10 protein-coding genes are annotated in these 13,499 nt (G+C 60.6%); 8 read left to right on the top strand and 2 right to left on the bottom strand.

Annotation, left to right across the window (positions count from 1 at the left end):
- The first annotated feature begins 1 nt into the window (after window position 1).
- The 8 genes from AC1EJ1_RS07350 to manA all read left to right on the top strand — a co-directional run bounded on the left by AC1EJ1_RS07350 (window position 2) and on the right by manA (window position 10,741).
- Window positions 2–1,066, top strand: coding sequence for a 3-isopropylmalate dehydrogenase (locus AC1EJ1_RS07350; RefSeq protein ID WP_285014342.1), 1,065 nt, complete (start codon window positions 2–4; stop codon window positions 1,064–1,066).
- Window positions 1,067–1,298: 232 nt separating this feature from the next.
- The gene (locus AC1EJ1_RS07345; RefSeq protein WP_480295604.1) at window positions 1,299–2,444 is read left to right on the top strand and encodes a branched-chain amino acid aminotransferase; all 1,146 of its coding nucleotides are present in this window, start codon (window positions 1,299–1,301) and stop codon (window positions 2,442–2,444) included.
- A gap of 154 nt (window positions 2,445–2,598) precedes the next feature.
- Entirely contained in the window at window positions 2,599–3,867 is a 1,269-nt protein-coding gene (locus tag AC1EJ1_RS07340; RefSeq protein WP_074026143.1) for a heme/hemin ABC transporter substrate-binding protein, read from the top strand.
- Window positions 3,864–4,907: a FecCD family ABC transporter permease gene (locus AC1EJ1_RS07335; RefSeq protein WP_285014346.1), complete on the top strand. Its 1,044-nt coding sequence runs from the start codon at window positions 3,864–3,866 to the stop codon at window positions 4,905–4,907. The genes AC1EJ1_RS07340 and AC1EJ1_RS07335 overlap by 4 nt, the downstream gene beginning before the upstream one ends.
- On the top strand, window positions 4,904–5,746 hold the full coding sequence (locus tag AC1EJ1_RS07330) for a heme ABC transporter ATP-binding protein (RefSeq protein ID WP_480295603.1): 843 nt from the start codon (window positions 4,904–4,906) through the stop codon (window positions 5,744–5,746). Before AC1EJ1_RS07335 ends, AC1EJ1_RS07330 begins: the two co-directional genes overlap by 4 nt.
- Window positions 5,747–5,782: 36 nt before the next feature.
- Complete coding sequence (locus AC1EJ1_RS07325) at window positions 5,783–7,513, top strand: ABC transporter ATP-binding protein/permease (protein WP_285014349.1); 1,731 nt, start codon at window positions 5,783–5,785, stop codon at window positions 7,511–7,513.
- Window positions 7,510–9,309: a thiol reductant ABC exporter subunit CydC gene (gene cydC, locus AC1EJ1_RS07320; protein WP_285014351.1), complete on the top strand. Its 1,800-nt coding sequence runs from the start codon at window positions 7,510–7,512 to the stop codon at window positions 9,307–9,309. The genes AC1EJ1_RS07325 and cydC overlap by 4 nt, the downstream gene beginning before the upstream one ends.
- Before the next feature lie 106 nt (window positions 9,310–9,415).
- Window positions 9,416–10,741: a mannose-6-phosphate isomerase, class I gene (gene manA / locus AC1EJ1_RS07315; RefSeq protein WP_480295602.1), complete on the top strand. Its 1,326-nt coding sequence runs from the start codon at window positions 9,416–9,418 to the stop codon at window positions 10,739–10,741.
- Between the two features lie 111 nt (window positions 10,742–10,852).
- On the opposite strand, the gene AC1EJ1_RS07310 is transcribed toward manA, so the two are convergent.
- Entirely contained in the window at window positions 10,853–12,004 is a 1,152-nt protein-coding gene (locus tag AC1EJ1_RS07310; protein WP_480295601.1) for a class II aldolase/adducin family protein, read from the bottom strand.
- Window positions 12,001–13,452 (bottom strand): aspartate aminotransferase family protein, encoded by a 1,452-nt coding sequence (locus AC1EJ1_RS07305; RefSeq protein ID WP_070725118.1) that lies wholly within the window; start codon window positions 13,450–13,452, stop codon window positions 12,001–12,003. The genes AC1EJ1_RS07310 and AC1EJ1_RS07305 overlap by 4 nt, the downstream gene beginning before the upstream one ends.
- Window positions 13,453–13,499: the final 47 nt, after the last annotated feature.

The raw sequence follows: 13,499 nt of genomic DNA, 5'->3' as shown, positions 1-13,499 counted from the left end.
CATGACACGGTTGAAATTAGCTGTAATTCCCGGAGATGGCATCGGGCGCGAAGTTGTGCCGGAAGGACTGCGCGCACTGGAGGCCGCACTTGCTGGCTCAGGTACACACATTGACACCACCGACTTTGACCTGGGCGCCCATCGCTACCACTCCACTGGTGAGATTCTCACCGACGAGGACCTTGCCCGGATCGATGATTCCGATGCGATCGTTTTGGGCGCAGTGGGCGACCCGTCAGTGCCCTCAGGCGTGCTGGAACGCGGTTTACTGTTGAAGCTGCGCTTCAGCCTGGATCACTACGTCAACTTGCGTCCCTCGCTGTACTACCCGGGAGTTGCAACCCCCCTGGCCGATCCCGGCACCGTTGATTTCACTGTCGTGCGCGAGGGGACAGAAGGCCTGTACTGCGGAAATGGTGGCGCCATACGTACCGGCACCGACCAGGAAATTGCCACCGAGGTGTCCGTGAACACCGCCTTTGGCGTGCAACGCGTAGTGAAATACGCTTTCGAACAGGCGGCCGTCCGTCCAGCGCACCACCTGACGCTGGTGCACAAGCACAACGTCCTCGTCAATGCCGGGGGACTGTGGCAGCGCACGGTGGAAGAAATCGGCGCACACTACCCGAACGTCACTGTCGACTATGTCCACATCGATGCCGCCACGATCTACATGGTGAACGACCCGGGCCGATTCGATGTCATCGTCACCGACAATCTCTTCGGAGATATCCTGACCGACCTTGCCGGCGCGGTAACCGGTGGAATCGGCTTGGCAGCATCGGGCAATATCAATCCCGAGGGTACTCACCCCTCGATGTTCGAACCGGTCCACGGATCTGGCCCCGACATCGCCGGGACAGGAAAGGCAGACCCGACAGCTGCGATCGCATCGGTCGGAATGCTGTTGGAACACTTGGGATATCGCGAGGAAGCAGGCGCAGTCCACGATGCCATCGAACGCGACATGCAGCGTCGCGCTGACGCGCAGGCAAGCGGTGAGCAGCTGGTGCGTTCAACAGAACAGATTGGCAGCGATATCGCAGCGCAACTGGCACGCGACTAGGAAGTGTGCCAGTTGCCGTGGGACTGAGGTGAGCGTAGCCCTCGCGCAGCCAGAGTGCGCGCGTTCACGCCGACCACGTGCAGTGGCTCGACCCCGCGCGGCTGAGCAGTGTGCGCCCGAGGCGTCCGCTCGCGCGAAACAGGTCGACATATGGACTGTCATATTGTTCTGCGGTGCAGAGCGATAGGCTGCAGCTAGCGAATGCGAAAGTCAGTGACGATGAGGAGTAACGATGACTGTTGAGCATCAGCCCACGCAATTGGAACAAGCAGGTAGCCAGCCTCTTCCGGACGCCGACCGAATTGCTGGGCGCTTCCCGCTCGAAAAGAACACCTCGCCCGCTGATCAGGCGACCTACGACGGCATCATGAAGGACCTCACCTTCGGTCACCGCTTCACTGACCACATGGCACACATGGCGTGGACACCGCAGCAGGGATGGCACGACCGTGAAATCATTCCATTCCAGGACCTGAACTTGTCGCCGGCTGCAGCCGTGTTTCACTACAGTCAGTCCGTCTTCGAAGGACTCAAGGCGTACCGCCATGAGGACGGCTCCGTATGGACATTCCGCCCCGGATACAACGCTGCCCGCATTAATCATTCCGCTCACCGTCTTGCACTTCCACAGATGGACCGCGAAGACTTCGTGGGCTCGCTCGTAGACTATGTTCGTGCCGACGAAAAATGGGTGCCTGACGTAGAAGGATCGAGCCTGTATCTGCGGCCCTTCATGTTCGCATCTGAGGCGTTCTTAGGCGTCCACTCGGCTTCGCGCATTGACTACTACGTGATTGGATCTCCCTCGGGCCCGTATTTCGTGGGTGGATTCCAACCAGTGTCGATCTGGGTCTCCCGAGGTTTCCACCGCGCAGGCCCGGGCGGAACAGGAAGCGCCAAAGCAGGCGGCAACTACGCTGCTTCACTGCTCCCGCAGCAACTGGCAGGGGAAAAGGGCTTTTCGCAAGTCTGCTTCCTCGACAGTTACGAGGAACGCTATCTGGAAGAACTCGGCGGCATGAACATGTTCGTGGTGATGAGCGACGGACGAGTGTGCACACCTGAACTGACTGGCGTCATTCTGGAAGGCGGCACGCGCTCCGCGATCTGCCAGCTCCTGCGCTCACAGGGCGTGGATGTTGAAGAAAAGCCGATCGCCCTGGACGACCTGGTCAGCGGCATTCAGTCGGGTGCCGTCAGCGAGGTCTTCGCATGTGGAACTGCCGCTGTCGTCACACCCATCGGCCGCCTGGCCAATGATGATTTCGATGCGACGATCCCGGTGGGGCCGCTCACTGAAAAGATCTACCACCAGCTCACCGACATTCAGATGGGACGTGCAGACGACCCGTTCAACTGGACGTACAGGATCTGCTGAAACAGGTGTGATAGTCCATCGGCGGTGTTAATTTGCCGACCACGTAGGGACATCGTACTCTTACGTGGGTAAGCCGTTTTTATGTGAAACAGCGTCATATAAGCACGAGGTTTACCAACTGGCCAAACCGACTGCGACAGATGGAGTTTCAACAGTGAAAGCGGCTTCGTGGACACCAGCTGCATGCCTGAGTACACTCACGTGTGCCCTCGTCATGACGGTCACCGGGTGCGCCAACATTGCGACAGTACCCGAATCCGATGCCAGCGCATGCGACATGCCGCCAGCCTCCACCCAAGCCCGCGACTTTGACTTGTCGGAATCAGTTCAGGCCAATCTGCCCGACCCGCTACAGCTCAAGGGGCCAACAACCGCGTACACGCGAAGCGACCAGATCATCCCAATTTCCGACGATCCAACCAGCTCACAGACATTGCCTGCCACCGTGACCAGTGATGACGGTGCGCGCCAGACGGTTACGGACACCACGCGCATTCTTGCCCTGAACAATAACGGCGGACTCGCGTCCATCGTGTACGCGCTCGGATTTGGATGCCAGCTGGTCGGCAGGGACACGGCCACGGCGATCCCCGGCCTCGACAATCTGCCACAAGTCACGCGAAACGGGCACGAACTCAACGCCGAATCCATCCTGGCGCTGCACCCCTCGGTCATCATTACCGACGACAATATCGGACCGCGACAGGTCCACGAGCAGCTACGCGACACGGGCATCCCCGTCGTGTTCATACCTGACGTGCACGAGGGCGGCCTTGACGCTGTCGGTACTCAAATCAAAGCGGTGGCCGATGCTCTGGGTGTCCACGAGCTGGGCGCTCAGCTGGCTACGCGCACCGACCAGGAAATTGCGAACGCACGCCAGGCAGTTGCTTCCATTGCTCCTACTGATTCGTCGGCACGGCCACGCGCCGCATTCCTGTATATGCGCGGTCCCAAAATCTACGACTGGTTCGGCCAGAATTCAGGAGCCGACGCGCTGATTGAAGCATTGGGAGCGACCGACGTGGCAACGGAAGTGGGGTTCGAAGGATCCCAACCTACCAATGCTGAAGCGCTGGTGCAGGCGGCTCCAGACGTGATCGTGACGATGACACTGTCCATTGCGTCGGTTGGCGGGCTAGATGCGATGTTGAAATTGCCCGGCATTGCACAGACACCTGCCGGGCAGAATCGCCGCATCATCGACATGTCTGACTACGAGGTCATGACGTGGGGGCCGCGAACGGCTGATGTGATCGTGGCGTTAGGGCAGGCACTGTATGATCCGGAGCGCGCGTACCTTCCTGACCATAAGCCAGCCATTGTTCAAAAACGCCTCGATGAGATGGCGGCGCGCACAGGGCAACACGGCGGCGCTGGAACAGGGCGCGGTCACGGCGGACAAAGCGGCGCGCGTCAGTGACAACTGCCCGGCCCCGCACCCTCATCGTCTTCACCGTGATGACCGCTCTACTGGTCATCACGGTGCTCGTGTCTGCGGCGCTCGGCCAACTCGTCATTCCCTTCGACCAAGTCCTCGGATCCGTTACTCATAAAATCGGCTTGCCGTGGTTTCCTGCACCCACCCACCCATTCGGTGATGAAGCCCTGTGGAACGTGCGCTTTCCTCGCATCGCGATGAGCATCCTGGTGGGAATCTCGCTGGCGGTCGCGGGCGCGTTGATGCAGGGCATATTTGGCAACCCGTTGGCCGAGCCTGGAACAGTGGGTGTCTCCTCTGGAGCAGCGGTTGGTGCCGCACTGTCGGTCATCGCCGGATGGACATTCCTGGGGCCTCTCACCACACCGACGCTGGCATTCGTCGGCGGGCTGATCACCACATTCATCGTCTATGTCATGTCTCGACACGAAGGACGCACCGAAGTCGTGACGTTGATTTTGATGGGCGTCGCCGTCAACGCGGTCGCCGGAGCGATCATCTCATTCATCGTTTTTCGCGCGCCCACATCCGCCCGTGAACAGATCGTGTTCTGGCAGATGGGGTCCATCGCCGGTGCGTGCTGGCAGCAAGTCACCCTCGTCGCACCCCTGTGCGTGATCGGCACGCTCATCGCATTCGCTTTGTCTCGTCAGCTCGACATTCTTTCACTGGGGGAGCGGGCGGCCCGGCATGTCGGTGTCAACGTCGAGCGTCTGCGCATGATCGCGATGACACTGGTAGCACTGCTGGTTTCGTGCGCCGTCGCATTCAACGGCATCATCGCCTTCGTCGGGCTGGTCGTGCCGCACTTCATCCGCATGCTTATCGGCCCCTCTCATAGGCTCCTGCTGCCCGCAAGCGCGCTGGGCGGCGCACTCCTGATGGTCAGCGCGGACTTTTGTGCCCGTACACTCATCGCCTACGCCGACCTGCCGATCGGCATGCTCACGTCACTGGTGGGTGGCCCATTCTTCTTCTACCTGCTCAGGCGCTCACGTTCACGATCAGGAGGGTGGGCATGAGAACCCGGCGATCCCTGCTTTCACGTGAATCTGACCTGCCCGATCAGCCAGATCCGCACACGCCGCTCATCGACGCGCAGGACATCACTGTGACAATCGATGAGCACACCATCCTCGATCACATCAGTGCGCGCGTATACCCCGGCGAGGTGGTCGCCCTCGTCGGTCCCAACGGAGCAGGAAAATCCACCCTGCTGTCTGTGCTGAGCGGAGATCGCGCCCCACGGTCAGGGACAATTCGCGTTGTGCAACGCCCCATCGGGGAATGGAACGCGGTGGAACTGGCACAGCGACGCTCAGTGCTCCTGCAACGTATCGACATCGCGTTCCCCTTTACTGTCGTGGACGTTGTGCGCATGGGGCGGGCACCGTGGGCCGGCACCTCTAAGGAAAACGAGGACGACGCAACAGTCAGCGCAGTTCTGAGGAAAGCTGATATCGAGGCGCTGCGTGAGCGCACCTACACCTCACTGTCAGGTGGCGAACGTGCCAGAGCAGCATTTGCCCGCATCATGGCGCAGGCCAGCCCGCTTATGCTGCTCGACGAGCCAACAGCTGCGATGGACATCCGACACCAGGAACTCGTCCTCAGGCTGGCACGCGACTACGCGCAGACGGGCTGCGGTGTCGTCATCGTGCTGCATGCTCTGGATGTTGCGGCCGCATATGCGGACCGAGTGATCCTGCTGCACGACGGCACAGTTGACTGCGCAGGGCCGCCTGCAGAAGTGCTGACATCTGAACGTCTGACACGCGCGTACCAGTACCCTATCGACGTGTTTGACCACCCTCACACGCACACTCCGGTGATCACGCCACGACGACACTATGCTGAATAAGGCATACCTCAGTTGTGAGGAGAGGCGGAAGAAGAGATGAATAGAAAACACGTAGTTATTGCGGTGTCGTGGATGTCGGCGCTTGCGCTCGCAGGCGTGTATATCTGCAGCGGGTACGCCATCGATGCTGTCATCGAGTCGGGGCCGCTGGGCTGGGGACTATGGGCCACTGCCACTATCTGCGCTCTCATCACGGGCGTGAGCGCGTGGGCAGCATCGCGTCTTGCGGGGCACAGCGTCGGCGCTATTGAAAAGGAATACCGTCACCGCATCGTGGATCATGTCTTCGCGCGCGGTCCGGCTGAACGCTCACGCGAGCGCACAGGCCGAATCGTCAATTCAGCAACCGACGGCGTGGAACGCGTGGCTAACTATCGCGGCACGTTTATCGGTCCGATGATTGCTTCTCTTGCGACGCCGATTCTGATCGTCGTCGTCATCGCGATTGCCATCGACTGGGTGGCGGCGCTGATTTTGGCGCTGGCCATCCCGATCGTGCCGCTTGCCATCGGCGCATTTCGAGCCGCATTCAAACCCGTCTCGTCTCGTTACCGTTCGGCAGCGCGTTCGCTCGCAGCAGCTGAACTCGATGCTATTCAAGGCCTGTCAGCGCTGACACTGATGAATGCCGGCGCGGCAATGGGCCGCCACCTGGCTGACCAATCAGAGAAAGTGCGCCGCAGGGTCATGCGATACCTGGCAGCAAATCAGCTGGTCCTGTTCGTAATGGACGCCGTCTTTTCGTTGGGGATCATCACGGGAGCAGCCTTGCTGGGAACGTGGCGGGCTGGCAGTGGAGCAATCAGCGTGGGCCAGGCTATAGCGCTGGTCCTGCTGTCCACCATCATGTTAGATCCGTTGGATCGGGTCGGTCAGTTCTTCTATGTCGGCATGGGCGGAATGGCCTCACAACGCGAGATCAAGCGCCTGACCAGTGAGCCTGTGGCGGTCAGCGACGCGGCAGATGCGATCGACCCGGATGCGCACGGCGTGGCGCAGCGAGGTGCGGGTGATGCGGTGCGGCGAGGTGCGGGTGACGTGACTCGCGGTTCGGATAGCGAAGAAATTTCCGGAAGCACGGGCGGCACGAGCGGCGCCACCATCGACATCGACCGCGTAAACTTCGCCTACCAGGAAGGTGTCAACGTCCTCACGGATGCTTCACTGCACATCGGAGCCGGTCAGCATGTCGTACTGACCGGGCCATCAGGAGCAGGAAAAACCACACTCGCCACCCTCATATGTGCCAACCGTCGGCCCGACAGCGGATCGATTCGCATCAACGGACACGACCTGACCGACGTGACACTGCAGTGGATTCGACGCCACATCACCACCGTCGAACAGGAAACCTACCTGTTTACCGGCACGCTGCGCGACAACCTGCTGATCGCAAACCCACACGCCACCGACCAGGACCTCCGCCGCGCACTCGACGCGGCCCGCCTCACGCAGACACTGGAGCGCCTGCCCTACGGCCTGGACACGGAAGTGGGAGAGCGTGGCCTGGCCCTATCGGGTGGGGAAGCGCAACGCGTCGCGATTGCGCGCGCACTGCTCAAGGATGCTCCGATCCTGATCTTGGATGAGCCGACCGCTCACGTGGACCTGAACAGTGAGCACGAGATCCTGCAGGCGCTCGCCCACCTCACCCAGGGGCGCACAACGCTGACCATTTCGCACAGACGCAACACGATCGACCAGTCAGGACGACGCATCACGATGTGCGACGGACAGCTGACCGACGGGAAGGCGGCATCCCGATGAACGAATCACGCTGGAAGACCTCTGCCAGACTGATCAACGTGGCACGCCCTGTCATGGCACCGTTGGGCATCTCGATCACGGCGCGCGTGATCGGAATGGTGCTGCACGTGGCGCAGTACGCAACAGCAGGGTGGGTGATTGGCAAGATTGCCTCCGATATCTCCACGATGCCGCTGCTGACCGTGGCAGTGGTGCTCGTTGTCCTGTCGCTGATCAAAGCGCTGATGCGCTACCTCGAGCAATTCAGCGGGCACTGGGTCGCATTCCGCTCCCTCGCATTGCTTCGAGGCTACTTTTACGATCGCCTCGAACCGCAAGCTCCTGCGCGCACCGAAAGCGAAGACTCAGGCGACCTTCTTTCACGAGTCACCAAGGACATTGACCGGATCGAAGTGTTCTTTGCGCACACCCTCGCTCCCGGCTTGAGCGCCATTATCTGCCCCGTGATCGTCCTGGCCTATCTGGGATGTGCGGTTTCATGGTGGGCAGTCTTGGCGCTCGCTCCGTTCCTGGTGGCCGTCAGCATAGTCGTCCCGCAGCTGGGGGTGCGTACCACCAGTGACGCTGCACGCACCATTCGAGCGACCCGAGGCGACCTGTCCCAGCACGTCACGGACACCGTCCAGGGCGTGCGCGAGATCCTGACCTTCGCGAACGAGGCCGAGCGGCACCGCACGATGCGACAGCTCGAAGATACGATCGATGAGGCTCAGCGGCGCACAACGTCGGTGGTGGCGCTGCGACGCGGGTTGAATCAGACTCTCGTCGCGCTCGCCTTGATCGTCCAACTGGCTGTCCTCGCGTCATTGGCGAGGGCGGGCGCAGTGAGTATGGCTCAGATGTGCATGGCGCTGGGCGTCACCTTGGCATCCTTTGCTCCGGCACTGGCAGTCGAAGACTTCATGGCTGATCTGGACCAGGCCTTCGCATCGGCGCGCCGCATCTTCGCTATCACCGAGCGTGCCCCGCTGGTGCGAGAACCTGACAGCAGCCAGGTGCGAGACGGTGACGTGAGCGGAAAAGACATGATCGCACTGGATGGTGTCTCATTTGCCTACCCGCCGCGCCCGAGCGCAGCAGGACCATCCCCGCAGGTTCTCCACAATGTCACGGTGTCGATTCCGGCCGGAAGAGTCACCGCAATCGTCGGGTCGAGCGGATCTGGGAAGTCAACGATCGCACGGCTCATTGACCGCATGTGGGACCCCGATCAGGGCGTAGTCAGCATTGGTGGGGCGGATGTGCGCACCGTGACGCGCCACCATCTACGTTCCATTGTCGTGTTCGCCCCGCAGACCCCGTATGTGTTCAATATGAGTGTGCGTGAGAACCTGCTGCTCGCCTGTCCCGATGCCAGTGATGAGGATCTGCAGCGTGTGTGCCGCCAGGTGGGCCTGGATCAGTGGCTGGCCAGCGAACCGGATGGTATGAACACCCGGATCGGAGAGATGGGCCAGCGCATTTCTGGTGGTCAGCGTCAACGCGTCGCCCTCGCCCGCGCACTTCTGGCTGGCGCACCGATTACTATCCTTGACGAGGCGACCTCACAACTCGACAGCGCTACCGAAGCCGTGGTGCTCGATGGCATTCGCGAAGCAACAGCTGGGCGCACACTGATCATCATTGCTCACCGGATCTCCACAATCCGCGGCGCCGACCGAATCATCGTGGTCGACGATGGGCATGTGGCGCAGATCGGCACATACGATGAGCTTGCAGTTCAGGACGGGCCATTTGCCCGCCTTCTGCAACGCGAACGCGAGGGCGAATCGGTCACAGTGCGGGAAAGTGATTAAGATCGGTTAGAAGTACACGACTGAATCGTCGAGAGCGGGTCGTGCGGCATGCGCGACCAGGATTGTGGTGCGCACAGCGATGCGCACATGCGAGGAGCCACGTTTTATGGAGCGTCTTACAGGCTGGAAGAAAAACGACGCGTGGGGGTCAACCGACGCGATCCCGAATTTCCTAGGCTCGGAACGCTCTGAGTCGCCTGTGTCAGAAGTGTGGTTCGGTGATCATATCGACGGTCCGACGTCGCTGAATGAGAGCGGCATAATCCTTCGCGACCTCATCGATCAGGATCCCACTGCCATGCTGGGCGACGGGTTGCTGTACTCATTCGGACCGCGTCTGCCTTTCCTGATGAAACTCATCGCGCCGGCAGAAGCCCTGTCACTGCAGGTGCACCCAACGAAGGAACTCGCACGCGAAGGGTATATTCGCGAAGATGTGCTAGGCATTGAGCGCACAGCCGCAGATCGCACCTACCGCGACATGAACCACAAGCCGGAAATGATTTATGCTCTCACCGACTTTGAGGCGCTTGTGGGCTTTCGAGTCCCACGTAAGGCGCGCCGGTTGCTGGATGGTCTGGAAGGCATGGTTGCCGATTCTCTGCGCAAGCGTCTCAGACTCGCTACCGTGCGATCTGGGCTCAAGATGCTGATCGGCTGGCTTTTTGATGAGGACTCTCCGGCGACGGCCGAGGGAGTGTCAGAATTTGCCGCATCATGCGCGCAGCGTCTGGAGCGCGGCACGTCTCCGTCCCGACGCACCGATGAGATGGTGACGCGGTTGGCCGCCAAGTACGTGGGTGACCCCGGTATCATCGTCGCATTCCTGATGAATCCAGTGTCGTTGCGTCCCGGTGAGGCCGTCTATATTCCACCTCGCCAGATCCACTCCTACCAGTCGGGATTGGGGATAGAGGTCATGGCGTCCTCTGACAATGTGGTGCGCGCGGGCCTGACCCGCAAGTATGTCGATAGCGCTCAACTGGTGGAAATTGCCGAGTTTTCTGCGTTGCCGCCCATTCGCGTTGCCGCCGAGCACCCCAGTGACACGACCGACACATTCCTGGCACCGGCCCAGGAATTCTCCCTGTCTGTCACCACTCTTCCCGCTGCCGAGGCGCGCAGCGCGTACAGTCATGAATCTGACGCGCGTGGCGCGTTCAAATCGGAGGTTAGCGCGCATGGCGCGGTCAGTCACGAATCCGATGTGCATGATCAGTCAGATGATCCGCGCGTAGTGACCATTCCTGGTGAAGGGCCGCGTATCCTGATGTGTCTGGAAGGCAGCATCGACGTAACAACGTCCGCCCCTCGTGCGCACTCAGCCGATCACCTGACTCTCACATGCGGGCAGAGCGTGTTCGTCGGCGCGTGCGAACATGACATCCGTGCCAGTGGGCGCGGCAAACTCATCCAGTGCGCCACGCCGTAGTCTCACAGCACGTCATACGCCCGCGCGCTGCCACACCGTAGAACCACAGCGTCATATGGCTACAGGCTCACACCACAGCCACCGCATTGGGCAAGTATCTGTGGTTGAACTCTAGTGCCCGGAAGGTGCAGCGCCGGCCCGCTTGGAGTACTTCAGCCGGTACACCACGTTCATCAAAAGGGAATCAAACGTTGACAACCCAGCCTCGCCAGTGATCTCAGCGATTCGAGCAGCTCTCGCGTTCTTCTCCAGAACATATTCGATGGCGGCAGCGTCGCCCTCGTCAATTCCCAGACACAATGCGGCACGCGACAAGAGGACGACATTCGAGCCGAGCCTGTTGTCAGCGCGCAGGCCGACGATTTGGGCAAAATCGTCCAGCTGTGGTGTCAACGTACGTCCGAAGAACGTGCTGACCTGCGAATCCGTGCACACGCGGATCGTGGTCACATCCTCACGTTTCGCATAGCACTGTTCATGCAGCCTGACAGTCAGAGTTGACGGGGAGCAGGGCACGAACTGGCCCTCAAGATCGCGCGTGAAATACTCGATCTGCCCTGCCGAATCCGGTGGGGTGCAGGTACGGCGTGACATGACGACGCCGTCAGCATCGGGCGCCAGCTCCGCTTCGGTCAAAGATTGCGGTACGAGGCGCTCGTAAATCTCACGGCACACCTGCTCCAGGCGGGTCGCGCGGGCCAGAGCGTCGGACTTACTGGTGCCGCACACCAGCGCGCCGTGAGCACGCATCAGCACGACATTCACATCGGGGTGATCAAACAGAACCTGTTCAACACCGTGGTGGAGTGTGTGCGTACCCGGCAGGCCGTAGCTGGCGATCGGCAGGATATCCTGACCCAGCAGACGAGCATGCTCATCGGACAACTCGAAGCTCTCGGGGCTGACGGACAAGGCCGACGCGTAGGGCTGATGCGTGTGAATCACCATCGCAGCATCCGCTCGCAGTCGGTAGCACAAGGCGTGCATCGGGTATTCCGAGGACGGCTTGAACGGGCCGCTAGCCTGACCGTCGTCATCCACTTCGCTCAGGTCCTCGGGCTGCATGGTGGAATATGAACGGCCCGAGGGCGTGATGACGAACGCATTACCGCGAACGCGAGCACTGACATTGCCCCAGGTGCGCACTACCAGGCCATGATCGAGCAGGTCGTGAGACAAAGCAATGACGTCCTCGCGTGGATTCGCGGTCAGGGGAACCTGCTCGGGCACCACGTGGCCCGGTCCGAAATCCGGCGCGCTCATAGCTTCGTGACCTGGTCAAAGACACGGTCGAAACGGGTGAGCGCGTCGTCGATCATCTCATCGGAGTACGCAGCCGAGGTGTACAGGCGCGAGCCGGCCAACGTGACGATGCCTTCAGCCATGTAGGCGGCGCCCATATGCTCCATCTCCTTCTTCCGAGCCGATGTCTCCTTCAGGACGTGAGGGATCGTCCACGGTTTCGTCCAGTTGATCGAGAAGTGCATCGTCCCCACTGTCTCCAGGTGACAGATCGACCCCTGGTTGAAGGCGACGAACGGCAGACGATGTTTTTTGATGAGGGCACGCAGACCATCGGTCAAGCGGTTGCCAGCCCGCGTCGCCTTCTCGCAGGCACCAGTTTCAGCGATCTCCTTGACGGTGTAGTAGCCGGCCAGGGCGCTCAGCGGTGTGGCCGCGAGAGTACCGCCAACGAGCGCCTTCTTGACCTTGTCGCCACTTTGGATACCAGCCGACAGGTAGCGCATGTACTTGGTGGGACCACCGACACCGCCGGCTCCGGGGTAGCCGCCTGCAACGACCTTGCCAAACACAGTCAGATCCGGGCGGATCCCCATCAGACCTTGCGCGCCGTGTTCGGACAGACGGAAGGCGGTGACAACCTCGTCAAAAATCAACAGTGCGCCGAACTTGGTTGCCAGGCGGCGCAGGCCGTGCAGGAAGTCCATCGACACGGGGCGCGTACCGCTTTCAGGGCCGACCGGCTCAACGAAAATGGCAGCGGTTCCGCCGCGCAGCTTGTTGGCCATCAGGGTGCGCTCGACATCCTTGAGATCACCGGGGAAATATTCCTGCGTGTACTTCATCGAGGCCAGCGGGATACCTTTGGCCTGTGTCCACTTCGAGCCAGGCACGCGAATACCGTATGCCAGTTGATCGCTCCAACCGTGGTAGCCGCCACCCATCTTCATGATGAATTTGTTCTTCGTAGCCAGGCGTGCGATACGTGACGCAGCCGCACATGCCTCGGATCCGGAGTTGAACATGCGGAACATATCGACGCTATCGAACAACTCGGAAATCAGTTTAGCCAGCCGGTATTCGTATTCATGGAACAGGCCGGTGGATGGGCCGCACGTGTTGAGCAGGTCAATGACTTTTTCACGCACGGACTCTGGATTCGACCCCAGCACCGTTGGTCCGCCTGCCTGCAGGAAGTCGTAATACGTGTTGCCGTCCAGGTCAGTCAGTGTTGCGTCCTTTGCGCTCGTGAACACCAGCGGGAACGGATAGTTGAACGCCAGATTGTGCTGAACGCCGCCGGGGATGTACTGCTGGGCTTCCCCGATCATCTCCTTGGATTTCTGGCACTTCGCATCAAAGTAATCGCGCTCGTAAGCGGCCAGTGCCGACGGTTTAATGGAATAGATAGGTTGTGCGATCAATGAGTCGAGCTCATGTATCACCTGGTCAATTCCAGGTCGATTCATATCCACAGCGGCCTCCTCGCCGGTTTCTACGTGCAGTGAGTACGCAC

The organism is Pauljensenia sp. C0170B4 (assembly GCF_056590235.1).
The sequence above is the reverse complement of the archived record's forward strand: the minus strand, read 5'-3'. Positions and strand labels throughout refer to the sequence as shown.